This window comes from Cerasicoccus frondis (assembly GCA_031296915.1).
GTDB classification, from domain to species: Bacteria; Verrucomicrobiota; Verrucomicrobiia; order Opitutales; family Cerasicoccaceae; genus Cerasicoccus; species Cerasicoccus frondis.
Genome location: JAVDPC010000002.1, coordinates 73,000 through 98,048, shown reverse-complemented (window position 1 = coordinate 98,048; position 25,049 = coordinate 73,000). Strand labels below are relative to the sequence as shown.

General features: G+C 57.0%; 18 protein-coding genes. 7 read left to right on the top strand and 11 right to left on the bottom strand.

The features are described from left to right. Positions 1 to 165: 165 nt before the first annotated feature. Together RBB63_RS01875 and RBB63_RS01870 are read right to left on the bottom strand one after the other, a co-directional pair. Positions 166 to 3,753 (bottom strand): HD domain-containing protein, encoded by a 3,588-nt coding sequence (locus RBB63_RS01875; protein ID WP_309380532.1) that lies wholly within the window; start codon positions 3,751 to 3,753, stop codon positions 166 to 168. 156 nt (positions 3,754 to 3,909) lie between these two features. Continuing rightward, positions 3,910 to 6,528 carry a family 16 glycosylhydrolase gene (locus tag RBB63_RS01870; RefSeq protein WP_309380531.1) on the bottom strand — a complete coding sequence of 873 codons (2,619 nt, stop codon included), beginning with the start codon at positions 6,526 to 6,528 and terminating at the stop codon, positions 3,910 to 3,912. A gap of 193 nt (positions 6,529 to 6,721) precedes the next feature. Between RBB63_RS01870 and RBB63_RS01865 the strand changes: the two genes are divergently transcribed. Genes RBB63_RS01865 through RBB63_RS01855 form a run of 3 tightly spaced genes read left to right on the top strand, consistent with a single transcriptional unit; the run spans position 6,722 to position 10,590 of the window. After that, positions 6,722 to 8,563 carry an ABC transporter substrate-binding protein gene (locus tag RBB63_RS01865; RefSeq protein WP_309380529.1) on the top strand — a complete coding sequence of 614 codons (1,842 nt, stop codon included), beginning with the start codon at positions 6,722 to 6,724 and terminating at the stop codon, positions 8,561 to 8,563. 3 nt (positions 8,564 to 8,566) lie between these two features. Next, positions 8,567 to 9,544 (top strand): ABC transporter permease, encoded by a 978-nt coding sequence (locus RBB63_RS01860; protein ID WP_309380527.1) that lies wholly within the window; start codon positions 8,567 to 8,569, stop codon positions 9,542 to 9,544. Beyond that, positions 9,541 to 10,590: an ABC transporter permease gene (locus tag RBB63_RS01855; protein ID WP_309380525.1), complete on the top strand. Its 1,050-nt coding sequence runs from the start codon at positions 9,541 to 9,543 to the stop codon at positions 10,588 to 10,590. Before RBB63_RS01860 ends, RBB63_RS01855 begins: the two co-directional genes overlap by 4 nt. A gap of 244 nt (positions 10,591 to 10,834) precedes the next feature. Here the strand turns inward: RBB63_RS01855 and RBB63_RS01850 are convergent, their stop codons facing one another. Together RBB63_RS01850 and RBB63_RS01845 are read right to left on the bottom strand one after the other, a co-directional pair. After that, positions 10,835 to 12,268, bottom strand: coding sequence for a hypothetical protein (locus RBB63_RS01850; RefSeq protein ID WP_309380523.1), 1,434 nt, complete (start codon positions 12,266 to 12,268; stop codon positions 10,835 to 10,837). A gap of 245 nt (positions 12,269 to 12,513) precedes the next feature. Next, positions 12,514 to 15,393 carry an FAD-dependent oxidoreductase gene (locus tag RBB63_RS01845; RefSeq protein ID WP_309380521.1) on the bottom strand — a complete coding sequence of 960 codons (2,880 nt, stop codon included), beginning with the start codon at positions 15,391 to 15,393 and terminating at the stop codon, positions 12,514 to 12,516. Between the two features lie 70 nt (positions 15,394 to 15,463). Between RBB63_RS01845 and RBB63_RS01840 the strand changes: the two genes are divergently transcribed. Then, positions 15,464 to 16,300, top strand: coding sequence for a helix-turn-helix domain-containing protein (locus RBB63_RS01840; protein WP_309380519.1), 837 nt, complete (start codon positions 15,464 to 15,466; stop codon positions 16,298 to 16,300). Here RBB63_RS01840 and RBB63_RS01835 read toward each other — a convergent pair. From RBB63_RS01835 to RBB63_RS01825, 3 genes are all read right to left on the bottom strand, one after another. Next, entirely contained in the window at positions 16,297 to 17,343 is a 1,047-nt protein-coding gene (locus RBB63_RS01835; protein ID WP_309380517.1) for an NHL repeat-containing protein, read from the bottom strand. The two genes, RBB63_RS01840 and RBB63_RS01835, sit on opposite strands and share 4 nt — an antisense overlap. A 107-nt stretch (positions 17,344 to 17,450) precedes the next feature. Continuing rightward, the gene (locus tag RBB63_RS01830; protein WP_309380515.1) at positions 17,451 to 18,239 is read right to left on the bottom strand and encodes an alpha/beta hydrolase; all 789 of its coding nucleotides are present in this window, start codon (positions 18,237 to 18,239) and stop codon (positions 17,451 to 17,453) included. A 78-nt stretch (positions 18,240 to 18,317) separates the two neighbouring features. Continuing rightward, entirely contained in the window at positions 18,318 to 19,235 is a 918-nt protein-coding gene (locus RBB63_RS01825) for an SRPBCC family protein (RefSeq protein ID WP_309380513.1), read from the bottom strand. Positions 19,236 to 19,386: 151 nt separating this feature from the next. On the opposite strand from RBB63_RS01825, the gene leuD reads away from it, so the two are divergent. The 3 genes from leuD to ffh are packed head-to-tail and all read left to right on the top strand — an operon-like array spanning position 19,387 to position 21,700. Continuing rightward, entirely contained in the window at positions 19,387 to 19,986 is a 600-nt protein-coding gene (gene leuD / locus RBB63_RS01820) for a 3-isopropylmalate dehydratase small subunit (RefSeq protein WP_309380511.1), read from the top strand. A 26-nt stretch (positions 19,987 to 20,012) separates the two neighbouring features. After that, on the top strand, positions 20,013 to 20,342 hold the full coding sequence (locus RBB63_RS01815) for a hypothetical protein (RefSeq protein WP_309380509.1): 330 nt from the start codon (positions 20,013 to 20,015) through the stop codon (positions 20,340 to 20,342). An 8-nt stretch (positions 20,343 to 20,350) separates the two neighbouring features. Further along, positions 20,351 to 21,700, top strand: coding sequence for a signal recognition particle protein (gene ffh, locus RBB63_RS01810; RefSeq protein WP_309380507.1), 1,350 nt, complete (start codon positions 20,351 to 20,353; stop codon positions 21,698 to 21,700). 70 nt (positions 21,701 to 21,770) lie between these two features. Here ffh and RBB63_RS01805 read toward each other — a convergent pair whose 3' ends face one another. The 4 genes from RBB63_RS01805 to RBB63_RS01790 form a co-directional block, all read right to left on the bottom strand. Beyond that, positions 21,771 to 22,220 (bottom strand): GNAT family N-acetyltransferase, encoded by a 450-nt coding sequence (locus tag RBB63_RS01805; RefSeq protein ID WP_309380505.1) that lies wholly within the window; start codon positions 22,218 to 22,220, stop codon positions 21,771 to 21,773. Between the two features lie 80 nt (positions 22,221 to 22,300). Beyond that, complete coding sequence (locus tag RBB63_RS01800) at positions 22,301 to 22,435, bottom strand: FeoB-associated Cys-rich membrane protein (RefSeq protein WP_309380503.1); 135 nt, start codon at positions 22,433 to 22,435, stop codon at positions 22,301 to 22,303. Positions 22,436 to 22,437: 2 nt separating this feature from the next. Continuing rightward, positions 22,438 to 24,669: a ferrous iron transport protein B gene (feoB, locus tag RBB63_RS01795; RefSeq protein ID WP_309380501.1), complete on the bottom strand. Its 2,232-nt coding sequence runs from the start codon at positions 24,667 to 24,669 to the stop codon at positions 22,438 to 22,440. An 11-nt stretch (positions 24,670 to 24,680) separates the two neighbouring features. Beyond that, positions 24,681 to 24,911 (bottom strand): FeoA family protein, encoded by a 231-nt coding sequence (locus RBB63_RS01790; RefSeq protein ID WP_309380499.1) that lies wholly within the window; start codon positions 24,909 to 24,911, stop codon positions 24,681 to 24,683. Between the last annotated feature and the right edge of the window lie 138 nt (positions 24,912 to 25,049).

Sequence of the window (25,049 nt, the reverse complement as noted above, 5' to 3'; positions counted from 1 at the left end):
TCTGCGCTTCGGACTACAATCCACCTGTGTTTCCGGTCAGAATAAAGCAGTGGATTGCGCCACCAGAGTCAGTTCTAATAGGTGGAGCCCGGTAGGGAACCGGGCTCCACCTGTTGAAATAGCTTTTTTGCATTTTCGAACACAGCCTAAGTCCACGAGAGGAACTCAATCGTCCTTTTTGTCCTGCTTGCGCTCTATCTCGGTGAAGTATTCCTCCTCCGGCGTGCCGATGGTTTTCATCTGATACTTTGGCTGCACGCCTTGGGCAAAGTAGAGTCTCGCCTCATCCATATCCCAGAGAATGGACTTACAGCGCTGGTTCATGTCTTCATCAGTCCAGTCGTCGAAAGCTTTGGTCCAGAGAGATTCTTCTGGGAACAGGGCGTGGATCTGGTGGAGGGGGATTTTCTCTTTCAGTCTGGACAGCGATTCTTGGAACAATTGCCCATTGAGATAGAGGAACGGCAGCGTCAGCATGGCGCGGAGCCAGCGGTACTTATTGTGGGATAAGGCGATGGAGCGAAGCGCACCCAAGGGGATGACGGTTAGGGGGAAGATCCAATCATACCGGTTTTGAGCGATTGGTTCGAGTTTGGTTTCCAAGCCAGTAGAGTGCTTGCTGACTTGAAATTCGTTCCATGCCTCTTTCTGGAAAAGGATGTGGGCAGGGGCTTTCAGGTATCCCCAGTGGGCCTCCCCATCTAATGCACTCAATGCGAGCAGCGGCCAGCTCTGCTTCAGTGAGGGGAAAAAAGCTTCGTTGAGCATCGAACCCATCGGGTGATTTCCGTAGTCTCCGAACTGAAGGGCTCGGTCTAGGGCTCGGTCTAGGGCTCGGTCTAGGGCTCGGTCTAGGGCTCGGTCTAGGGCTGGGTTTTGGGCTCGGTCTAGGTCTAGGGCTAGGGCTAGGTTTTGGTCTAGGTCTCGGTCTCGGTCTAGGGCTAGGGCTAGGGCTAGGGCTAGGGTTAGGTCTCGGCCTCGGGCTCGGGCTGGGTCTCGGTCTCGAGACGAAATCTCAATGTTAAGTGTGTCGTTGACGAAAATCAGTGTTAGGTCGCTTAGATTTTCATTCAAACGGGGGCCCCATTCGTTGACGGTTGCTGATATGGATGGATCAAACCATGCCCGTGGGAGGTATAGGGCGGCGCTGCGGTTGGTTAGGGAAAGAAAATTGGCCAATGATGCCTGACTGCTAGCCAAATTGAATGCATCACTCAGCCAACGAGAGAACAACTGCTGGATGGCTTCGTCATACGCCTGTGGAGAGGACCAGGGCTTTAGCATCTGATTACGGTCGGGGGAGAGCTCGGGTGCACACGCTCCACGTAAGTCCACCCACAGAATGGAGCCAAGATGGCTGGAAGCGGGGAGGTCATCTTCGATGGATTCTGTATCGGCAACGAAGATACCATTTGACAGACATTGGTCTGTTGCTTTGCCTTTCACCAAATGCTGAATGATCCAGAGCGGCAGCTTGTCCGGCTCATTCTCCAGCTCTTCGGGGCTTAGGTTTGGCTCTTGGGGGAGACCGCTTTTCTCTTTAGGCTCAGGCTTGGGGCGATTACTGGGGAAGGCCAAGCGAATGCGGCTGCCGGTGGCCTCCGTGTCCACCCAGTCCCAACAGCGCCAGTGAACTGTGCCGATTTCCTCTGGCTGTTGGTTGAATTTCTTTGCTGCTTCGATGAGACCCTGTGGGTCGATGGGGTTGAGCTTATCCCAGTGAAATCGATCATCAATGATGAACAGCTCATCTGCTTCGCGGTCATCTTTGACTTGGATTGGACAGATGGGCCAGACCAGGTAGCGCGCCGTAATGAACGCAGGGTCGACCAGCATGGATTCGCGTCGCTCTGATTCGCCACTCTGCAGGTAGGCAGGTAGGTCTTCCTTATCATTATAGCCTCGCTCCTGATACCCAAACTCATGCCTGAGCGCCTTCAAACGCTCCTCTGTATCCGCTTCAGCCAGCTTGACCGTGGATTTCAACCACAAAGTAATCTCGGTGCCCTGCTTATCACGGGTGCCGGCGCGCATCCAGAAGAGGCTGCCGGGGCCGGACACGGTGAAGTCGTAGGCAGAGCGGGGTTGGTTGGGGGCTGAGTCGGCTTTGCCGGGGCAGGTGCGGACCTCGATGCGGTCCGCCAGCATGAAGCAGGACAGGATGCCGATGCCGAATTGAGAGATGGGCGTGGTCAGGATGCCCTCTTTGCGGAAGGCGCTGGCCTCACTTTTGAACTCGGATGACTGGTAATAGCTTTTGCCAATATTGGTGAAGTAGCGTATGATCTGATCCTTGGTCATGCCGCAGCCATTGTCTGTGACGGTGATGTATTCCTGTCCGTCCTGTTCGCCATAGTTCAGGGTTACGTGCGGCTTTTCTAGATAGCCATCGGTTGGTTCAATCGATGAGAGCCTTGCCTGATCCTTGGCCTTTGCTTGATACTCCAGGCGCCGGACGCGCATTTGGATCGCGTCGAGGGCATTTTGGAGCAGTTCGCGAATGCACAGCGATGGATCGGTGTAGAGGTTGACGCCCATGAGCAGGCGCATGATTTCCTCCTGGTCGAGCTTGAACTCGATGTTCTCGTAGTAGTAGCAAGGGGCGCCGCCTTGTTTCGCGGCCTTGATGATAGGCTCCACTTTGGCTGGGAACTGATGCTCGTAACGCTTTTGATGGTCTGAGAGCGCTTGGAGCATGGCGCGCCATTCTGTTTCAACCGCAGCGGATTCCTGTCGGATGAGTTCGATGAATTCGCGAATGCCTTTCTCGACAATAGGGCTGGGGCAGGCGTTCGCATGGTAAGTCAACGTGACGAGGTTGTACTTGGATTGGCTGGCGAGCTTAAAATCAATGCTGCTGATGGCTAAATGCTTTTCCCATTCGGCTCGGCTGACTGATGCTCCCGGTGCGCGTTGTAAGCCATCCAGGCCAAGGTTCCGAAAATAGATGCGTGGCGTGCGAGAACGATCAAAGTCGATGATGTCTGCGAGTCGCAGCAATAAACCCGGCAGAATGAGGTTTGCTTGCTCACCATCCAGCGTGAGCAGGATGTCGGATTCTTCCAGACGTTTGTTCGGCGCATATTGCTTCGTTAGCCAGTCAACGTTTTGGTTATGGCTAATCAGGATATTGAGGAGCGGCTCTTCAAAATCTTCCTCTCGATACCGGAAGGCCTGGATGTTCGCGGCGTTCTTGAGTTCCTCTAGGTGGCGGGTTAGCCGTTTGCGCGAGAGGGGCTTGTCCGTCGCATGGGTGCGGCGAATGTATTCTGAGAGGAGGAACGCCTCGATCAACCGGGCGTGCTCCTGCTGGGCGGGGTCATCCGACTTGGCGTAGCGCTCGGCCAGACGGCGCTCTTCGACGAAGGTCGCCTTGAGCTGTTCGTAGTGCAGGCGTTCCTTGGTTTCCTGAGTGGAGTAAATTTTGGTTTTTTCCTCTGGCGGCAGGCACATGCCGAGGTCGTGCAGGTAGGCGGCGAGGATGCACAGCGCGCACTCCAGCGGGGAGAGTTTGCTGCGGGTGTCTTCGGAGAGGAGCTGCTCCATCCAGTAGAGCACATTGAGGAAATGAGGCTCGCTGTGGTTGGTGTAGAGCGGCATGTGCTCAACGACCTTTTCGCTGAGGTAGGCTGCATTCTTCGTGACTTCGGTAACGATCACCAGGAGCTGATTCACCTCGTCGTCGCTTTTGCTGAGCTTTTTTAAACGTTTGTAAAAGTATGAGCCGTTGAGTGTCTTCAGTTTTACAACCATAAGCTGATAAAACAACTTCAATGGCGTTCCATGACAAGCACTGAAGTTCTGTTAATCGACTACACGTTGGCGGGGCGGATTGGCACTCAAAAAAAGCGCGGCAGCCGAAGCTGCCGCGTCCCTTTGATGTTTATCCGGGGGATAAAAATGCTGTTGCTAGTTCGCCAGGGAGAGCCAGTCAACGCGCAGTGAGTCGATGCCTGCGCCGTCGCGCCAGAGCTTAATGGAGTTGCTGCCCGCTTGAAGGTCGACGGTTATTTGGAAGACGCCGGTGTAGTCGTTCCAGCCGCTTGTTATGGGGAAGGTCAACAGCGTGTCTGTTCCATTGACGTTGAGCATCTTCAGCGAGTCCGCGCCGGAGCCATTGGCGTAGCCGATGGTCAGCGTGGCTTGCATGTCGGTGGGCGCGGTGACGGTCCACTCGATGCCGGAGGCGGACTTGTTGAAGCGATCCACGTAGGCGCCGTTGGAGGCGCTGGCGTGTGTACCTTGGATCGCTTGCCCGAATTCCAGGCCCTCGGCTTCGGTGTATTCATCGATGGTGGCTGTGGCCGCAGTTTCAATGACGATGGTGTCCAGGCGCAGGGCTGCGCCGTCCGTCCCATCGTTGTGCTTGCGATAGATTTTGATGTCGTCGTTACCCGTGAGGGTGACGGTGGCTTGGACTGAGCCGGTGAAATCCGTCCACGAAGAGGTGACCGGGAAGGTCACGTCTTGCGAGACGCCATTGACTTCGAGCGCTTTGTTCGTCGTGGCGCCAGAACCGTTGGCGTAGTAGATGGTGACCGTGGCTTGGCCGCTGCCCGCAGCGACGTTGGGGAATTCGACGCCGGCATTGGACTTGTTGAGGCCGTTGACGTAGGCTCCGCCGGAGGCATTGGCGTGAGTGGCGACGTAGGCTTCGTTGCCCGTGGCTCCGAGCATGATGTTGGCCGGGTCTTCCGCTTCGATGGTGGTTGTTTGGCCGCCGGTGGGGGGCAGCGCTTCGTCGCGGCTGAAGATCACCGAGTCAACGCGGATGCTTTGGTTGCTGATGGCGTTGGATTCAAGGATCACGGTGTTGTTGGCGCCAGCGAGCATGCCTGGCAGCGTGACCGTAATGTTCTGCCAATGATTCCAACTCCCAGTGTTGGCGAAGGGGATGAGCAGATCGCTGCCGTTGTCTTGCACGTAGACTCCGTTGACCTTCACCTTCACGCCGGTGGTTTTGTTGACGTTGGTGTTGTACCAGCTGTAGCGGAGCGTCATGGTGACCTCGCCGCCGTCATCGAAGCCATCTACGTTGTCAAACTGCGCGGTGTGGACCGTGCTGGTCGACCCGAAGCCTGAAATGAACTGGTTGCCTGAGCAGAGGTCGGAGCCGATGATGGTGGGGCCGCTGAGCGTGGCGGATTCACCTTCGCGGGCGTCGGCCTTGGTGCCGAGGTAGTCGAAGTGAATGGCGTCGAAATTGATGTCGCGGTTGTTTTCGAAGCGCACGGTGAAGGTGTCGCCACTTTGCAGGTAGAGATACGACGGGATGCTTTGCGTTGCAAAGCTTGTCCAGCCGCCAGTGTCATCAGTGCGATTGAGGCCGAGTTCCTCGCCGTTGGCGTAAAAGAGCATCATGCCGTTGTCGGCGCTGTCGCTGGTGTCCTGCACACGTGCGATGTCGACCGAGGCGCTGTAGTAACCGGGTTGCGTTGTGGAGATGGTGTATTCGAGCCACTCGTTGACGTTGGGCTCAGAAATGTAGTAGCCGTTGCTGGCGGAGGCGTCGCTGTCTATGTCGACATCTTCACCAGTGCGGTAAGCAGTGTCTGTGCCTGGGCCGCTGTCGGACTTATCGTAGTAGGCAACGCCTTTGCCGCCGACGTCAAAGTTTTCGGCTTCGAGCGTGCCGGGAATGGCGTCGCTGTTAAAGGCGGCCTGTCCGGAGGCGCTGTCTTTCAGATTATAAACGCGCACATACTCGACGGTGAACTTCGGGTTCGTGCTCGCGCCTTTCGCGCCATAGCCGTCCTCGGGGGTGACGCCGGCCCAGTTGACGTTGCTCTTTACTTCGGAACTCAGGATGATGTTGGAGTAGGCGAAGGAAAGTCCGTTGGTCGTTTCCCAAACCTTCGTCCCGTCGAAATAAAACTCGTACTTCGTGGGTGTCCAGAGCACGGCATAGGTGTGGAATTGGCCATCCATCAGCGAAGCGCCGCTGAGGGGTTGCGGGTCGGGATCGGAACCAGTTTTTTGGTGGCCGCCGTAGTAGCCGTTCCAGTGGAGGGCGCAGTGCATGTCGCCAGTGAGATCGATGGGCGTCGCTTTGCGCGTGTGGCGGTATTCGATGATGTCAATTTCGGCGCCCGTTTCGGCGTCGGGCGTCCCCCAGATAGGGGTGCTGCCGCCGGGCATCAGCCAGAAGGCGTGCCACGCGCCAGTATCTCCCTGATCAAAGCGGATGCTGGCCTCGAAGTAGCCGAAGGGATGCAGGAAGCCGTTGTTCGTGGTGATGAGGCCGGTGTGGTGGACGTCGTTGGCCGTGCCTGGTTGGTTGTCCTCAGTCCAGGTGGTGATGGTCAGTTGACCGTTGGCGACTTCGAGCGAATCGGCGACGTTGATCGCGTCTTTGCGGGCGCCTTCATCGATGCGCCAGATGGAGGTGTCGAGCGAAGCGCCGGTAAATTCGTCTTCGAAGATGAGCTCGTAGTTGGCGGGTGGGGCAGCGACGGCGCTGAGCGCGAGACTGGCCGAGCCGAGCCACAACGGCACCCGGCGAAGTAGATCACGGGTAGATGCAAACATAGATGTTATACGGGGTTAGCACGATTCGTTGACGCGTAGCGCAACGAGTAAGGGGATGGGAGTCAGTATGCGAAAAACGCTCGTTTCTGGCCACTCCGGCGTTCTGAAACCATAATCAGCGGCCTTCGGCTTGCTCATGAAACTCGCAGCGTTTACTTGCCTTTATGCGTAAGGGTCGTTTCTTTGGGCGACGTTGAACAAGGTACGATTCATCAGTGGTTTATTTGGTCTGCTGGCTTTGCTGGCAGGCTGTGGCGACCCCGATGTTCAAGTCGAGCCAGCGATAGAGGTGGTTGCGATACCCGAGGAGGCGAAGGTGGAGAATTTCTCCATTGGGCAATATGGCGCGCTGTTGGTGGAGACGACTCCGGGTGACATTGCCACGCTCAACCCGCTTATTAGCGAAGACCAGTCATCTTCCGCGATCATCAATCGGATGCAATCGAGCTTGATCAGTCTGGATCCGTTTACTGGTGAAGTCATTCCGGAGTTAGCCAAGTCATGGGACATCTCCGAAGACAATCTGGAATACACGTTCCATCTGCGCAAGGGAGTCACTTGGAGCGATGGTCACCCGTTGACGGCGGACGATGTCGTTTTCACTTGGGATACGATTTACGCGAAGGAAACCGATGAGGCCACTGGCGCGCCCAAAACCGACCCTGAGTCGGGAGGTCCGGTTTATCGCTTTCCCACACGCTCAGCGTTTTTCCAATTGGTCAATGGACAGGAGCCCAAGGCTGAAAAGATCGACGATTACACGGTGAAGTTGACCGTGCCCGAGGTTTACGCGCCGTTCCTGCTCTTTGGCGGCGGCATGGAGATATTGCCCAAGCATGCGCTGCAGCCGTTTGTCGAAGATGGATCGCTCCTTGATCAGTGGAGCATCAACACTGCCATCAACGAGCCTTGGAAAATTGTCGGCAGCGGACCATTCATTCTCGAAGCCTACCGCCCGGGTGAGCGCATCGTGCTCAAGCGCAATCCAAACTACTGGAAGGTGAATCCCAACGGTGAACGCTTGCCCTACATCGACCACATTATCACGAAAATTGTGGCCGACGTAGGCGCCAGCAATGTGGCCTTTGCTCAGGGACTGACTGACTTCGAAAGCATTGCGGCTGATAACGTGACGTGGATCGAGCGTGGCGGCAAACGCCAGGGCTATAAGGTCGAGGACCTTGGCCCATCCAACAGTACGAACTTTGTATGGTTTAATCTCAACCCTGGCAAAAGTGAAGATGGCAAGCCGTTTATCGACCCGGTGAAGTTTGGCTGGTTTAACAACAAGCTATTTCGCCAGGCGGTTTCGCAAGCTGTGAACCGTCCAGGCATCATCAAGGGCGTCTATCTGGGGCGGGCGACCGCGCTGCACGGTTATGTGTCGCCGAAGCGAAAATTCTGGAAGAATAACGACATAAAGACTTTTCCGTATGATCCGGAAAAGGCGCGGGCTCTGCTCAGGGAAGCTGGCTTTGAATACCGTGGGAGCGATCTGTATGACGCCGAGGGTAATCGCGTGGCGTTCCGGCTGATGACGAACCAGGGCAATAATTTGCGCACGGAAATGGCGACCGTCTTTAAAGAGAACATGGCGGCGATTGGCATCGAAGTGGACCTGCAGTTTATCGATTTCAACACGGTTATTATCAAGACCACGGACTCCTTTGACTACGATGCTTGTATGCTCGGGCTGGGCGGTGGGGCGCCGGACCCTTACGCCTCCAAGGACATTCTAATGAGCGGCGGTCGCATGCATTTCTGGAATCCGGAGCAAGCAACGCCCGCGACCGAATGGGAGGCGAAAGTTGATGAGCTGATGATTGAATTGGGGCGCCAGACCGAGCCGGAAATCCGCCAGAAGATCTTCTTTGAAGTGCAGGATATCCTCGCCGATCAGCAGCCTTTCATCATGCTGGTAACGCCCAATGATTACGTCGGCGTGCGTGACCGCTGGCAGAACGTCAAGCCCTCGCCACTCGGCGGCGTGACCTGGAACCTAGAATCACTTTGGGCTGATCCCTCGTCGAATTAACTCATGCTGAGCTTCATCATCCGTCGCCTATTCACGCTGATTCCGCTTCTGCTGGGAATCACCTTGTTAGTCTTTATATTGATGCAAATTGCGCCTGGCGACTTCCTGACCGACAAGGCGATGGCGCGTGATGTGCCGCAAGACTACATCGATGGCTTACGCGAGCAATACGGCATTGGCGAGTCCTGGATCAGTCAATACTTTCGCTGGCTGGGGCAAGTTTTCCAGGGCAACCTAGGCTACTCCTTTGCATACAAACTCCCGGTGCAGGACTTGATTGGGCAACGCATGTTCGCGACCTTCCTGTTGTCGTTGACGTCGATTCTGTTTGCGTGGTCCATCGCGATTCCGCTCGGCGTGCTGGCGGCGATTTACAAGGACTCAATCTGGGACCGTATTTCATCGATCCTGGCCTATGCCGCCTTGTCGATTCCGGAATTTTTCCTGGCCTTGCTGGCGGTTTATTTTGCGGCTCGCACGGGGTGGTTCCCGCTCGGCGGGGCAACGTCGATCGAGTATGATTACCTGCCATTTTGGGGGCAGGTTGGCGACCGCATTTACCACCTGATCCTGCCTACGCTGGCGCTTGGGATCGGTAGCATTGCAAGCATCATGCGCATCATGCGGGCGAATTTTTTGGATCAGATTCGCGCGGAGTACGTGAACACCGCGCGCGCTAAAGGTTTGTCCGAGGGCATTGTCATGTTCAAGCACGTCTTGCGTAATGCGATCAACCCGCTAGTCAGTGCGTTTGGTTTTGCGTTTTCCTCTCTGTTGTCTGGTGCCTTGCTCGTGGAAAATGTGATGAATTACCCAGGGCTTGGTCGGTTGATTTTTCAATCGATCCTAAAGGAGGACCAATACGTAGTGCTGGCGTCGGTGATGCTCAGTTGCACGATGCTGGTCATTGGCAATCTTATAGCGGACATCCTCTTGGCTTGGAGTGATCCGCGCATCCGGTTGGAGGCCAAGGAATCATGAAGCCCTCCATTTGGAAAGAACTCATGCGGCGCCCGCTGGGGGTGGTCTCATTTACGATTTTGGCGCTGCTTTATCTAAGTGCGATTTTCGCAGGGTTCTTGGCAGTGGCGCCCATTAGTGATCAGGACCTTGAGCGCACATTCCATCCGCCAACAAAAATCTTTTGGGGCGAGGGGGGGCTCCGCGTGCAGGCCTACGAGTTAGTCGATCCTACGGCGGCGGAGTATGCTGCGGTTAAAGGCAAGTCCTATTCACTTAAGTTCATGGCCCCTGGCTTTGAATACAAGCTTCTGGGCTTCATCCCAATGAAGCGGCACCTGCTCCAACTGGATGGTGAGGATGGCGCGTTTTACCCGCTGGGCAGCGATTCTACCGGGCGGGATGTGTTTTCACGTCTGCTCTACGGTGGGCGCATCTCTTTGAGCATCGGCCTGATCGGCATCAGCATTACATTTATCATGGCGTTTTTGATCGGTGGATTCAGCGGTTTCCTGGGCGGTAAATTTGACTTCTTTGCGATGCGCTTTGTGGAATTCCTGATGGCGGTTCCTGGGTTGTATTTGCTGCTGGCGTTGCGCAGCGCGCTCGCGCCGTATTTCAGTTCCGGCCAAATGTTCATCGCGATCGTGATCATCCTGGCGTTCATCGGGTGGGCGGGCACGGCGCGTGTGGTCCGCGGTATGTCGCTTTCTATTCGCAAACGCACTTATGTGCTGGCGGCGGAGAGTATGGGACAAAAGCCGATGACGATTCTCCGTCGGCATATCTTGCCCAACCTTATCAGCTATTTGCTGGTTGCTTCGACTCTATCGATCCCTGGTTATATCCTGGGAGAGGCGGCCTTGTCCTTTCTCGGCCTCGGCATTCAGGAGCCAGCGTCTTCGTGGGGGTTGATGCTATCGCAAGCGCAAGAGGTGAAGGTGTTTTTCCTCAACTTCTGGTGGTTGCTTACGCCGGGTTTTATGATCTTCATCACGGTGATTTCCTACAACGTTTTGGGCGACGTCCTCCGCGACATAGTCGACCCCAAAATGAAAACTCAATAGGCCAGGCAGCGCCCCGCTGCACCGGCGGATGCGTTGCATCCGGATTTGCGCACTGCGCAAATGGTCTATCGAGCTGATTGTTAAGGCGGCGCGGATCGGGCGCGGTCTCCATTCGACTAAGCTCATGACAGGCCAGGCGAGATGTAACGTTGGATGGCTACGTGTTCGATAAACATAAAAAACAGGCGCCATTCACTGACGCCTGCCTTAGGTTAAACTTTGCAACGCAAAGCTTTGGTTCCATTTAGCTCTTCGTCTTAATGTAGATCGGGTATGGGCCGACTTCGACGCTGACCTTGCCATTCTTCACCGGCAGTTGCTTTTCGTTGCCGACCAAGTCGTAAATACTGACTTGCCCACTTGTGTTGACAGCGATGTCGACTTGCTTTGGGCCGAGCACATTCCAGGCAACGATAGTGTCCGTAGCGTTGCTGGTCTTGTGGTCAGCGATGAACTCGTAGATAAAGGTGTTGTCTTCGCCGTCTGACTGAGCCCCGGTCAGTTTGGGGTTTGGCATCTGCGTGGTGATGTTCTGAATCGCGTAGGCAACCGGCCGCCACTCGAATTCTGCCCGTGTGATGAGGCCGCCATTATAGGTGTCGGTATCGTGCAGGTGCATGATGAAGACGCGTTCCACGTTTTGACGCATGGCCATCAGGTAGGTGCGAATCACGTAAGCGGCATGCTCATCCGGGTTCATGCGGGTGCCCTGGTGCTTGGGCTTGTCTGGATACTGAGCGCCATACTCGGAGCTGATTTCGTAGCCAACCTCGGTCCACCAAAAGGGCTTCAGGCCACCGTGTTCTTCCAAGAGTTTGCGCATACTTTGTGTGTTCTTCGGCACATCGACAGGACCCCACTTTTTGATCTTCGCGCCTTCGGGCGGCGCGCCATGAGTGTAAGGGTGCGTCGAGAAAATGTCATAGCTTGCCGAAATGGCCGCGTCGCCGCCATCGCGATAAACGCCTTTGACGAAGCGGTAATCTGCATGCGTCGCGCCGCCGCCGCCACAGGAAAAGCCGACGATCGGCAGTGCGTTGGGGTGACTGCGAACGACTTCGGCCACGGCGGGCAATACTTTGGCATACAAAGCTTCGCGCTCGGCTTCGACTTCTGCGCGCGGTTCGCGGTCTGGGATGACGTATTGGTAATTGGGCTCGTTAAGCGCTTCGATTGCGGAGATCGGCGACTTGAGACCGGCGCCTTCATAAAGTGTGCCGTTGGGGCCGTATTTATCGAGGAAGGCCGCATAGGTTTTCTTAATGCTCTCGATGTATGCTTCGTCGGATTCAAATGCCGGGCGCTTGCGCTTATTGCGGTATTCCGGCCAGACGCATTGATTATCGACGGTGTACATCACTTCCACATCGTTGCGGGCGGCGATCTTTAAGGCTTCGTCGGATTCATATGCGGGGCCGGAAATGCGGAGCGATTTCACGCCCATTTTATTGATCTCTTCATAGGCGCGCTCATACTCGCTGCCCCACAAGTAAATGCCATACACCGGTCGATCCTGCCCTGGGAGGGCGGTTATCTGCTCCAGTGGCGGGAATGCAGGCGCTGCGGGTTGCCACTCGCGATCCGCCGGAGTCTCGGTTGGTTGTTCGAAGTAATGTGCTGGTGCAGCGATGCTGAGGCCTGCGACGAAAAGCGTGGGGGCAATCAGGGAGAATTTCATGGATTGGTTAGGGTTATGCTTAGAGGTATAACTTGGCAGGTTAAATTGAAAGGGGGATCGCCTGTCCTCACGCGCGATTGGCATACACCAATCAGACATAGAGTTATCTCTAGCTATTTTGAGTTAACCGAAAAATGAAATGCGTCGGTCTGTTTGTTGACGAGAGTTGCATGTCCGATGCGCGCCAATAAAAAAGGCCAACTTTGCGATGCAAAGTTAGCCTTTGGGTGAAAGCTTTAAGACGCTTACTTGGGGCTTGCGAACTCCTGAATTGCTGGTGAGCCGTTTACGGCGGCGAGCAGCGCGGTGGCGTGGCGGGCGTAATGACCGCGCAGGTCGTTGGCGTATTCGCCCAGGATTGATGCGCCTTTGCCGTCGACATCACCGCAGATGAGCAATGCGCGGGCGACATGAATCTCGATCAATGAGGCGTTTCGTAACTCTGTATTGCAAAGGTTATCATCGACTGCGTGATTGTAAGCCTGCTGGGTGATTAGCGCGTGGCCGGTTACGCCGGGAAGCTCCAGCAGTGAAGCCAACTGAGCTGAGGTTTTGGCATTGGGCAAGCGTGCATTGAGGATCTCGCAAGCCATGCCGACGGCGCGAAAGTGCGAGAACTCAGAATCGCTGGTGATCGTTTCTATTTTACTGAAGATGATGGGCCAGGCTCGCTCATCGCCGCATTCGGCGAGGGCGACAATGAGGCCGTCGAGCTCGGACATGCTCATGCCGAACTGGCCCATGCCGGTGTAGTTCCAACCCTTGTCCCAGTTTCGCTCTTCGATGGTTTCGCGCAGTTCGTCCTGTGCGTAGTCATCACCCATCAGCGCGAGTAACTGTGCGTAGCGGAGGGACTGCGGGTTGCGCTCGCTCAGCGCGTCGTAAGCTTTGCGGAGCAAAGTTAGGCTGCGGTCTTTTTCGCGGAGGATGAGCGCCACGCCAGCGGCGGTGTCCCAACCTTCGGCGACTTGCTCACTCAGCGCCTCGTCTGAAACAGGGAAGGTGTCTTCGTCGGTGAGCACACGATCGGGGAGGCTGCCGATTTCGATCAGGTGTTTTTGGATTTCCTTCACGTCGATGTTGCGCAGTTTCTGGCCCGTCTTGGCGGAAAGCGCTCCGAGGTAGCCGCAGGCGTAGCCGTGGTTTTGCACGTCGGGTTGCATGCGGATGACGGGCAGCGCATCGCGGTGTGCGCTGACGCCGAGACCGGTTGCGAGCACGCCGTCCATGCCCTTGGGCAGGAAGCAACGCAGTGGCACGTCGGCCCACAGGCGATCCTTGTTTGGTGGGATGACCATGAAGCTGGGATCGATCGTGAAGCCGTGCGTATCAAAGTTGGAGCTCGCGACGCAAAGCGTGTCCGGGAAGCGGCGCTGGAAGAGAATGTCGACTGCGGTGATCGAGTAATCGCCAATGATCTGGCGGCGTTCGCGGGAGTCCACAAGCTCGCCGGAGTCAAAGTCGTCCGGAAATTTCTTACGGGAGCTGACATAGAACGCGGTTGCGTCGACCACGTCGGTGTCGTCGGAGAAATTATGATCGCTGTTATGGTAATCGCGGCCTGGGTTGATCCCCGCAAGGCCGACGCCTTGCACGGCGACGTGGTCTTTGCCGATGACGCGTGTTTCGGCGCCTGCGGCGGCGGGAATGTCCGCACAGCCGGTGCTGTCGATCACGCATTTGGCCTTCACGAGGCCATAGCCGTTGGGGCCAGCCACGAGCACGCCGCGGACGGCATTATCGACGACCCAGGCGCCGACGCAAATGGTGTTCAGCCAATACTCCGCGCCAGCATTGGCGCCGGTGTCGAGATACCAGTGAGCTTTGGCCGGGATGGACCATGCGCCCTTGCCGCCCTGATATTTCTTCTTGGGCTCGATTGATGCGACGCCCTGATCGATCTCCGAGGTAAAGCCGACGCGGTTGCCATACCAATAGCGACCGATTTGGCCCACGGTGCCTACGCCGCCCAGGGCGGAGCAGGCTTCCAAAGTCAGCGTTGAGGCGCCAGCGCGGGCTGCGCCAATAGCGGCCGGCGCGCCACCGGTGCCGCCACCGACTACGACCACGTCGTATTCACCGATGATGGGGGCAGACTGACCGTCGCAGTCAACGTATTCAGCCACCGTGTCGTTCGGGCGCAGGCCTTGGGAAAGTGAGCGAATCGCACCAGCTTCCACCGACTCCGCGCCTTCGCAGGTGACGGAGAGCGATGCGTTGGTGGCTGGCGGGAGAATTTCTTTTAGGCCGAGACCAAGGCAGCGGCCCAAGGACATTGCGCTCACCGGATCAGCAAAGTTGGCCTCCGCGCCACCGTTGACTTTGGCGGCTTCCGTCAATGCCATGAGGCCGGGCTGCATCATCAGCGACCGCAGGGAGGGGAGGGCTTCACTTGGCGGCAGGCTGGGGCAAATGACGCTTTGGCAGCGGAATTCTTCTGGAACCCAGCATACCCGAGTTGCTTGGTTGAGAGCCTTGCCCCGGGCGCTGGCGGAGCCGTCGCCGAAGTCTACGTTGAGCGTGTAAGTGCGGGCGGAAATCTGCGTTTCCTCCAATGCATAGCCGGGTAAGTGCTGGACGGTCAGGCCTTTGGCGTCGCTGCCTTCACCCTCGCAGAGCGTGACCCAATTGATCGTTTGCTCGCCTTGTGGGCGGTGGATGTCCACACCGGCTTGCGCGAGGGCAAGGCCTTCGAGTGTGGCGTCGACCACCATTCGGGCGCGGATGGCTTGGCGTCCTCCGCGGTTGGCAATGACGGCGCCGGATACGCGGCCTTCGGCGTCGCGCAGCAGGCCAGCAGGGAGGCTGTTAAAGAGAAAGGGGACGCCTGCATCCACCAGCGCTTGCTCCAGCGCGGACTTAACGCGGAGGGGGGTGGGGGGCTTGGGTTCGGAGAAAATCTGCTCGGCCAAGGTGTCCTGTTCGCCGGGAATCGCGGATGGCCAGTAGCGGTAAGCACCGCAGATGTCTTCGCCCAAATAAGTGCGGGGTGCGGCCACAAATGCGCTGAGTCCGGATTGTTGGGCGCTGAGGGCCAAGGTGATGGCGCCGCTCGTTCCACCAAGGATGAGTACGTCCACTGTTTTGACTACGGGTAACTGCTGAGATATGTCGAAGGCTTTCATTATGGCTTAAGCATAAGCCAGAGCAAAGGAGTTTTGCCAATGCATTCTCCTATACAGACTGCTCGGATTATTGTATATTCAGCTCATCAATCATTTCAATTTAAGTGGCGATCCGCCGAAATATACCCTGGGACCAACCTATGATAATAAGGTCAATCCTGAGTTTCATCGGCATCATCGGACGGTTGAGCTATACTATGCCAGCTGGTATATTCGGCAAGGCATGGCTGAGGTGACGTCGGGTGGAAAAACCTATCGCGCGCATACCGGGCAATGGGTGTTTTTTGACCCTTTGTGCAACCGCGCCCATTCGCTCAGTGGTGATCCAGCATTCATCTCGATCCGTTTTCGGATATCTTGGCAGGGGTTGGAGTATTTGCCGCCACTGACGGGTATCCGTGTTGTGGATGGCGAAGGAAAGTCCGAGTTGCTCACTGCGGCAGAAGCCCTGTGCGAAGCGAATCATCAAGAGCCTGCTCTAGCCTCAGCTGAGTATTTTCACCGTGAAGCGATGTTCTACCAATGGCTGGAGCATTGGCGACGGGAGCGAGGCGCCTTGGGGTTGTCGACTCTCGCTTTGAGCGATCCCCGGGTGCTCGGCATCATCGAAACGCTGTCAAAACGCATTACCATTCAGCCCATTGACTACCCTGAGTTGCAACGGGCCGTGGGGCTCTCCCGTGCACAGATCAACCGCGTCTTCCACCAGGAAACCGGCCTCACTCCACGACAGTGGATGGTGGCGCGGTGCCTGAGTGAAGCACAGCGGCAGATCCGGCACGGGGCCTTCTCACTCAAGGAAATTGCGGCTTCGTTGGGATTTTTCGACGCCTCGCATTTTACGCGTTGGCATCGCCGCCAGACGGGGCAGTCGCCCACTGCCTGGCGGGAACAACAAGCGGTTTAGGATTGTTTGCGGCGGCGAATGGCGACCAGCGTTAGGGTGCTCAAGCCAGCGATCAGTGCGTAGGTTTGTGGCTCGGGGACGGTGAGGGTATCGATTCCAGGTTGTTGGTAGCCAACGGATTGGTAAAGGATTCCGTCGAGGCCAAGCTCACCTAGTCCATCGAGCTCACCCAAGGAATTAATCACGGTTGCGAGGATGTCGAGATTGTCGCCAGAGCCGGAAACACCGTTCCACTGAGCCAATGTTCCCTCGCCCGTCCCGTAGTCGGACATCGCCAGGAAAAGGCCGCCATATTCGTCGGCAAAGAGCCCACTGGCGCCGGCTGGCAAGTCGGACAGGAGTGTGGCGTCGTCGAGGGTCAGCGCAGTCCAGGAGCCCGTGTCGGTGAGAAAGCTCGAAATGTCTCCATTGGAAAAGCTGACGAGTTGGTTTACGCCCGGACCAGTCGTGCCGTAAATGAGGTTACCCGCGATGTCGAAGGCGAGGTCGGCTGAGTAGCCACCGGTCTGCGCGAACTGAATAGCGGTGTAATTGTTACTGGAGTCGAGGTAATACAGGCTGTTGACGTAGCCTGGGGCCGCGACCACGAACGCGTTGCCTGCGGTGTCAAAGGCGAGATCGTAATTATAGCTTACGGTCGTGCGCAGGTTCCATGTGGCCGTGCCGCCAAGGTTGGTCACTTCATAGATGCGGTCGTCAGTCCCAGAAAGCGTGGTGTAGCCAACCCATACAGAGCTGCCATCGGGAGATTTCCGCACAAAGCTGATGCTGGCGGTATTGGCATAGCTGCCGTCGGGGGCGCCGTAGTCGGCCAATACACCGCCGTTGGCCACGTCGTAGTTGCGCAGTGTGTTGGAGCCAACGTCCCAGCCATAGGCCTTCGCGCCGCTGTCTTCATAGATGTCATAAGCGCCCAGGGTGGTGGAGCTCATCACTTCACCTACGACGTATCCAGCGGACGGGTTGAGCGTTTGCGCGTTGGCTTGCGTTATGGCGCCCAGCAAGGCGGCAGCTATTAGTGAAGCGGATGTGAGTGTCTTCATGTCTATCAATTTTGCTTCTATTTGGCGTGTTTAGAATTAGAAGGCAAGCTTTATTTGCAGTTTGCTGCCAAAAGGAACCGCAGATATGGGACTACCGCTTAGTGAGCTTAGCCCTTTATTCCAGGCAGCCATTCAAGGACTTCCTGGATCATCTTGTCCCAATACCCCCACTCGTGCGTGCCGCCATTTTCCACGTAGTTCAGCGGGATGTCCAGTTCCTCGCATTTGGCGACGAAGTTGCGGTTGTGCTCGATGAGGAAATCCTGACGCCCGCAGCAGGCGAAGAGGGTGGGCAGCGCGACGTTGTTGGCCTTGGCCTCAGCCAGTAAGTGGAAGAGGTCGGCGCGGGTTCCCCCGAGCTTGGTGGCTTGATCGCCGAAGACAAAGCGCATGAACTCGCGGCGTGCAGGCTCGGCCATATCGCCCATGGCGATGACGTCCAAGGCGCCGGAGAGGCTGGCGGCGGCGCAGTAGCGCTCGGGGTTGGTCAGGGCAAGCTTCATGGCGCCGTAGCCGCCCATAGACAGACCGGCGACATAGTTGTCCTCGCGTTTACTGGAGAGGGGGAAAAACGAGCGGGCGATCTCGGGCAACTCGTGTTCAAAGAAGTCGCCGTAGCGGGAGCCGCCGGAAATGTTGTTGTAGAAGCTGAGGTTGGCCTGGGGCATGATGACGGCCAGGCCAAGGTTGGACACGTAGCGCTCGATCGAGGTCCGACGCATCCAGATGGTGTGATCGTCGGAGCGGCCATGCAGGAGCCAGAGTGTTTTGTGGCGCCCTTCGCCGACGGCCCCGGTCATGCCGATCTGCCCGCTGGTCGCCTGCGGCAGGATCACGTTCATACTGGTCGAAAAGCCCAGCACCTCGGAGAAGAAATCACACTGGATGAATGCCATGCACAACACCTAGGCAAAGGCGGGGTGACGGATCAAGCCCGCAAGTGGCGGCATCATGCGCCAAGAACAGGCAACGCCTTATTTCAGCGGATAGTGAACGACGGTCACTAGATCCTCAGGCTTGGTTTCGCGGGGATCATTGGCGTAGGTTTCAAAGGGCGGCAGTTTGCTGCAGTGGAAGGCCTTGGCGCGCTGACGCGTCATCAGCGCAGACCACGGGTTGCCAAGCAGTTCATAGGGGCCGGTGTGCTGGATCGAGTAAACCCGGCAGTCGGGAATGCTGCCTGCGAGCACGTCTGCTGGAGCCGTCGCGCCTTCGTTGACCGGGATGCCGATCGTGTAATCGATTTTGCCTTTGCCGATATCCCACTTGTGGTAGATGGAAAATGGCGCGCCGGATGGTTCGATGCCTGCGGTGGTCATTTTTTCGACGAGGAGCGCGAAATCTTTCTCCATCGATGGGCCGACCTCCTTCATCGTTGTTTTGGTGCGGATGCCCCAGTAGGCAAAGCCGGAAAACGACTCTTCGCCAATAAACTTCAAGGCGCAGCTGCGGTCGCCGGTTTCGACATAATTGCGCAGCATGAGCAGGCCACGCTCGTAGTCCATGCCGATCAGGTTCTTCATCATGCCACAGAGGAAAAACAGGAAAAACGGCATCGAGCTGTCCATTTTCCAGGTTACCTTGGTCTGCTCGCCCGCATTGGCGAACTCCAGGCGTGCGGTTGCCTTGGACTTGAAGGGCTTGAGGAAAGTTAGCTGGTAGTCGATGCTGACGCCCTCGGTTTCGCGGATCACGGCGATTTCGCCCGAGCCAATGTATTGGCCATCCCAAGTGTATTTTCGGCCATCTTTGGCGAAGGTCAGCTTGGCGTCGGGCTCGCAGATGAGCCAGGGCGACCATTCCGGCCATTGGTGGAAATCCCGGACGGTGGCGTAGACCTTACCGCGCGGCGCGTTGATCATCACGGAGCGTTCAACAGTAACTTTGGGCATGGGAATAGCGAGTGGAGCTGTGGAACCTACTGATCCGCTGCAAATGTGCGAGAATTTATTAATTACAAACGGGAGTGTGTGCCGCTGGCGGCACCTTTTTCATTGAATCTACGGCGGCAACGCGCTTAGCTGCTCCGTTTCCAGTTTTGTCATGAGTACTCTTCCCGTTATAAATCAAGTGTCTGGCCGCGCGGTTCCCGTGCCTGGCGACGACGTCGACACCGACCGCATCATCCCCGCGCGCTTCATGAAGTGCGTCACCTTTGACGGCCTCGGCGAGTTCGCCTTCTACGACGTGCGCTTCGACGCCGACGGCAACAAGAAGAAGCACCCGCTCAACGACCCGCGTTTCGATGGCGCCTCGATCATGCTGGTGGGCTCCAACTTCGGTTGCGGCAGCTCCCGCGAGCATGCGCCCCAGAGCCTACACAAGTTCGGCGTCCGCGCGATCATCGGCCTCAGCTATGCGGAAATTTTCTTTGGCAACTCGACCACGTTGGGCATCCCCTGTGTGAGCGTTACCGAGCAAGTCCTCCACACGTTGACTGAGATTGTCGAAACCAAGCCCGAAACGGAAATTGCCATCGATCTCGAAGCGAAGAAGATCACCGCCGGAGAAAACCAGTTCCCCCTCGATATGAATGAGTCCGCTCGCGAGGCCCTGCTCTCCGCCGAATGGGACGCCCTCGCGCTTCTCATGAAGGACCAGGAAGGCATCGAGGCAGTGGCGGGCAAGCTTTACGGCGTGTAGGTTATGACAATGCTTCTGCATACGAGATGGGTGACAGACATCAAGTTTTGCGGGATAAAGATTTCTGGTTGCGTCTGGAGTATCAAATGCCTTTGCCGCAGAACGAGGGTTTGAAGTTTCCACGTTACTGGATTGACGGGTTTATTCCCGACACGATTCAAAATTCTCAATATGGTGTTTTAGTTGAAGGAGTGGTTTGGGTTGTAGATGGACAAAAGCCAATTGAGATGCGATTTCTTGCTCATCTCCCACAAAAGCTACTTCATAAGAAAATAGATAACTTCAAATATGGGGATATATGCTTGGATTTGGAGCAAGGTTTGCTCGAGTTTGAGATTATCTCCGAAAGCGCTTAAAACTTCCCATGCTCGAAACCCTAACAGACCGCATGACATCAGCCCTCCGCAACCTTCGTGGGGTGGGCAAGTTGTCCGAGGAAAACATGGCCGAGGCGCTCAAGGAAGTGCGCACGGCGCTGCTCTCGGCGGACGTGCACTTCAAGGTTGCGCGGGAGTTTGTCAGCAACGTTAAGGAAAAGGCGCTTGGGCAGGATGTGCTGAAGTCCGTCACTCCGGGCCAGCAGATCATCAAGATTATCAACGACGAGCTGGAGTCGTTGCTCGGCGAAGGCGCAACCAGCATTTCGGAAAAGCGCCCGCTGCGCATCATGATGGTCGGCTTGCATGGCGCGGGTAAGACAACCACCTCCGCCAAGCTCGCCAAGCGCATGGTGAAGCAAGGCTACAAGCCCGCGCTCATCGCTTGTGACGTCTATCGCCCGGCCGCGATCGACCAGCTCGAGACCCTCGGTCAGCGCGAGGAAATCCCGGTCTACACCGATCGCGAATCCAAGGACGTGCCCAAGATCGGCAAGCAGGGCCTCGCCTGGGCCAAGGAGCAAGAGCGCGACCTGATCATTTTCGACACCGCCGGCCGCCTGCAAATAGATGAGGATCTCGTCCAGGAAATCATCAAGCTCAAGCAGGAGATTCAGCCGGACGAAGTCTTGCTCGTCGCGGACTCCGCGCTCGGCCAGGAGGCGGTTAATGTCGCCCAGCATTTCAACGAAGCCGTCCAACTGACGGGCATTGTGCTGACCAAGCTCGATGGTGACGCCCGTGGCGGCGCCGCCCTGTCGATGAAGGCCATCACCAATGTGCCGATCAAGTTCATGGGCACGGGCGAGAAGATGGACGAGTTCGACGTCTTCCACCCCGACCGTATGGCCCAGCGCATCCTCGGCATGGGCGACGTCGTGTCGCTCGTGGAAAAGGCCCAGGAAAACATCGACCAGGACGAAGCCGAACGCCTCGCCGAGAAGATGAAGAAGGCCGATTTCGACCTGGAAGACTTCCTCTCACAGATGCGCCAGATCAAGAAAATGGGCTCCCTTGGCGGCATCATGAAGATGCTCCCCGGCGCGCACGGTCTGGAAATCGGCGACGAGCACGAGGCTCAGCTCAAGCGCACGGAAGCCATGATTTTATCCATGACGCCGCACGAGCGCCGCAACCCGAACATCATCAACGGCAGCCGCCGCAAGCGCATTGCGATGGGCTCCGGCATGGAGGTCCGCGACCTCAATCAATTGCTCAAGCAGTTCGGCCAAATGCGCAAAATGATGAAGATGATGAAGGGCGGCAAGGGCCGGAAGCAAATGATGAAGATGGCCAAACAAATGGGCGGCGGCATGCCTGGTATGCCTGGCATGTAAGCAGCGTGCCGCTGCACCCATAGAGTTTGCCCATTTTGCAAATCTGTCAGTCCAGGGGGGGCGGCGCAATTCAATCTGCCTCCGGGCGCCAGCGCCACTGCTTCAAACTCGTGGGGCTGAAATCCTGGGACTCATAGAATGCTTCGGCAGGCGGATTGTTGACGTCTGCCAGCAGTTGCAGGCGCTTATAGCCTTTGACTTCGGCTGTGGCTTTCAGGTGGTCCATGAGCTGACGGCCAACGCCCTTGCCGCGAAAATTGTGATGAACCACCACATCTTCGATCAGGCCAATCACGTCGCCCTCGACGGTGGATACGAGCTCCTGAATGGTCGCCATGCCAGCGACCAGGCCGCCGACTTCTGCGACGAAGACATAGGCGTCGGATTTATTGATCAGGCGTTGGAGCCCAGCGCGTTGCTTTTCAGCGTTAAAGGTGAAATCGCGCTCAACTTTGGTCAGTTGGCGCAGCAGCTCGACCAGGGTTGACAGGTCGGATTCTTTGGCGAGGCGGAAGGACATGAGATGGCGTTAGGGTGCGTTTTATCATTTTCAAGTAACGATTGTGACGCCCCTGCGCCAGAAGAAACCTTGACGGCGGTTTACTTTGTCTTCCCGCAGCCGCAGTCTTTACCGCCACATCCAGATTTTTTGCCCTTGGTCGATTTGCGCCAGTTGTTGAACAAATAGGCGGCGGCGGCGAGGACGATTACTGCGACTACAATTGACTCAAACATGGCTAAAATCCTATGGCGGTTCCGACTTGGTAAACGAGCACTGCGCCCAGCCAGGCAATGCTCGTTTGGAAGACAAAGCTGGCGGCAGTCCACTTCCAGCCGATTTCCTTGGCCATCACGGCCAGCGTCGCCCCGCACTGTTGGCACAGCGCAAAGAACACCATGATCGCAAAAACAACCGGCAGGGTGAAGATCGGCGTGCCGGCGCGCGGGCCTTCCTTCCACTCTGCGTTGGCCAGGGTGGACATGAGGTCCGGCGACTCTTCGTCGACGTCACCGCCCAAGCTGTAAATGACGCCAAGTGTGGAGATAATCACCTCGCGTGCGGGGAAGCTGGCCACGACGCCGACGGTGATTTTCCAGTCAAAGCCAGCAGGCGCAAAGACGGGCTGGATGGCTTTGCCCATGCGCGCCATGTAGCTCTGGTTGATGTAAGCGGCGTCAATTGCGTTGCCGAGTTCAGCGGATAGATCTGAGTCTGGGTCAGCCAACTCCTCATCGATTTGCATCGCGTTGCCGGAGAGGGCGATTTGCTGCGTGGTGAAGTCCTGGATGGCTCGCTCTTCGATTTCCACTGGGCGCGGGAAGTATAGCAAGGCCCAGACAATAATGGTGATGGCGAGAATGATCGTGCCAGCGCGCACCATGAATTCTTTACCGGCATGCCACATGCGAAGCATGACGTCGCCCATGCGGGGCACACGGTAGGTGGGCATTTCCAGCAAGAAGGGCTGGGGCTTGGTTTTGACGATGAACTTGGTCAGGACCCAGGCGGCGGGAATCGCGACGGCGAGGCCGACAATGTGCATGGCAAATAGCGAGACTGCTGCAATGAACGGCCCAAAGCGTGGCTCCACAAAGGCGCCAATCAAGAGCAGGTAAACCGGCAGGCGCGCCGAGCAACTCATGAGGGGGGTCACGAGAATGGTCACCATGCGCGCCTTGGGGTCCTCGATTGTGCGGGTAGCCAGGATGCCCGGAATTGCGCAGGCGTAGCCGGAGAGCATTGGCACGAAGCTTTTGCCGTTGAGTCCGCACCAGCCAAAAAGCTTATCCATGAGGAAGGCCGCGCGCGCCATGTAGCCGGTGTCCTCGAGCAAGGCGATGAACAGAAACAAAATGAGGATCTGCGGTAGAAAGATCACAAAAGCGCCAACGCCTTCGATGACGCCGTCGGTCATGAGGCTGCCGAGCATGGGCCATGGCTCAAGCCAGCCGCCCACGACGCCCTGCACCCAGCCCTTGGCGCCGTCGATCAGGTCCATCAATGGCCCAGCCCAGCTGTAAACCGCTTGGAACACGACAAACATCATGCCTGCGAAAATGATCAGACCTGCCACTCGATGCAGCAGCAGCTTGTCGATGGATTCCGTGGCTTGGGGGGCGGCCGTGCGTGCTTGTTGCACGATGCCATCGAGGAGCACATCGAGGTGTCGATAGGAAAGGACTGCTTCGGCGGCCATTGGGTTTAGCCCCAGCTTGCGAAGCTTTTCGCGGCCTTCAATCATCGCTTGGCGCACGGCCTCGTGGTTGCCTTGCACGTGGTCCATCACGGCGGAACCAGAGTCGAAGAGCAGGCGACGGATCTCCAGTGCGCTTAGCGGGGGGGAGGTGTGGCCGTTGACTTGAGCTTGAATGTGTTGCACGGCTTCATTGACCTCAGCGGGCCAGGACATCGGCGTGATGCAGCGCTTTTCCGTTATGGCCAGGTTCTTGGCGTCTCGCAGCTCATTGACGCCAATGCCCTTGCGGCCTACGGTGGTGACAATCGGCACGCCCAGGCGCTTCTCCAATTCGACAACATCGATCGTTTGGCCACGGTGTTCCAACGCGTCCCAAAGGTTGAGCGCGATGACCATCGGGACGCCGAGTTCGGCGATTTGCATGGCCAGAAAGAGATTGCGCTTGAGGTTGGTCGCGTCGACCACGCAGACGATGGCGTCTGGCTTGTCCATACCGGGCAGGTGGCCACTGAGGACATCGACGGCCACGCGTTCATCCAGCGAATTGGCGGAGAGGCTGTAGGCGCCGGGGAGGTCGATGAGCGTTGCGGGGCCACTCGACAGGCTGACGGCGCCGAGCTTTTTCTCAACGGTGACGCCTGGGTAGTTGCCCACGCGTTGGCGCATGCCGGTTAGGCAATTGAACAGCGAAGTTTTACCAGTGTTGGGGTTGCCAATCAACGCAATGTGCGTGGCGCGTACGACTGGCGATGGGGCTACGGGGGAAGACACGGGCGTTTCCTTTAAACAGCCACCGGTTCGACTTCAACATGAGCGGCTTCGCGGCGGCGCAGGCTGATCTTTTGCCCGGCAAAGGTGATCGCGATTGGGTCGCCCAACGGCGCTACTTGCGCCATCTCAATTTCCTGCCCCGGCAGCAGACCGAAGTTTGCCAGGCGTTGGCAAACGGCATCGTTGAAGTTGATCGTGGTCACCCGGCAACGGCGGCCGATTTGGATTTGGTCGAGGCGCATGGCTATTATTTTGGCTGGGTTGATGGTAAGTGCGTGAAATCGGGTCTCAAGCACAATTGAAGCCACGAAAGCACTTTTCGATGCAATGCGTTCGGATTAGTAGGGGGAATGATTGTGGCGATTAGGTTGATTGGCGCT

What these genes read in the sequence shown, in the direction of transcription:
- RBB63_RS01830 (WP_309380515.1), bottom strand. Translation starts at nt 18,239, where the DNA reads ATGGCATTCATCCAGTGTGATTTCTTCTCCGAGGTGCTGGGCTTTTCG.
- RBB63_RS01870 (WP_309380531.1), bottom strand. Translation starts at nt 6,528, where the DNA reads ATGTTTGCATCTACCCGTGATCTACTTCGCCGGGTGCCGTTGTGGCTC.
- RBB63_RS01805 (WP_309380505.1), bottom strand. Translation starts at nt 22,220, where the DNA reads ATGTCCTTCCGCCTCGCCAAAGAATCCGACCTGTCAACCCTGGTCGAG.
- RBB63_RS01835 (WP_309380517.1), bottom strand. Translation starts at nt 17,343, where the DNA reads ATGAAGACACTCACATCCGCTTCACTAATAGCTGCCGCCTTGCTGGGC.
- RBB63_RS01845 (WP_309380521.1), bottom strand. Translation starts at nt 15,393, where the DNA reads ATGAAAGCCTTCGACATATCTCAGCAGTTACCCGTAGTCAAAACAGTG.
- RBB63_RS01875 (WP_309380532.1), bottom strand. Translation starts at nt 3,753, where the DNA reads ATGGTTGTAAAACTGAAGACACTCAACGGCTCATACTTTTACAAACGT.
- RBB63_RS01790 (WP_309380499.1), bottom strand. Translation starts at nt 24,911, where the DNA reads ATGCGCCTCGACCAAATCCAAATCGGCCGCCGTTGCCGGGTGACCACG.
- RBB63_RS01850 (WP_309380523.1), bottom strand. Translation starts at nt 12,268, where the DNA reads ATGAAATTCTCCCTGATTGCCCCCACGCTTTTCGTCGCAGGCCTCAGC.
- RBB63_RS01860 (WP_309380527.1), top strand. Translation starts at nt 8,567, where the DNA reads ATGCTGAGCTTCATCATCCGTCGCCTATTCACGCTGATTCCGCTTCTG.
- RBB63_RS01800 (WP_309380503.1), bottom strand. Translation starts at nt 22,435, where the DNA reads ATGTTTGAGTCAATTGTAGTCGCAGTAATCGTCCTCGCCGCCGCCGCC.
- ffh (WP_309380507.1), top strand. Translation starts at nt 20,351, where the DNA reads ATGCTCGAAACCCTAACAGACCGCATGACATCAGCCCTCCGCAACCTT.
- RBB63_RS01825 (WP_309380513.1), bottom strand. Translation starts at nt 19,235, where the DNA reads ATGCCCAAAGTTACTGTTGAACGCTCCGTGATGATCAACGCGCCGCGC.
- RBB63_RS01855 (WP_309380525.1), top strand. Translation starts at nt 9,541, where the DNA reads ATGAAGCCCTCCATTTGGAAAGAACTCATGCGGCGCCCGCTGGGGGTG.
- RBB63_RS01815 (WP_309380509.1), top strand. Translation starts at nt 20,013, where the DNA reads ATGGGTGACAGACATCAAGTTTTGCGGGATAAAGATTTCTGGTTGCGT.
- leuD (WP_309380511.1), top strand. Translation starts at nt 19,387, where the DNA reads ATGAGTACTCTTCCCGTTATAAATCAAGTGTCTGGCCGCGCGGTTCCC.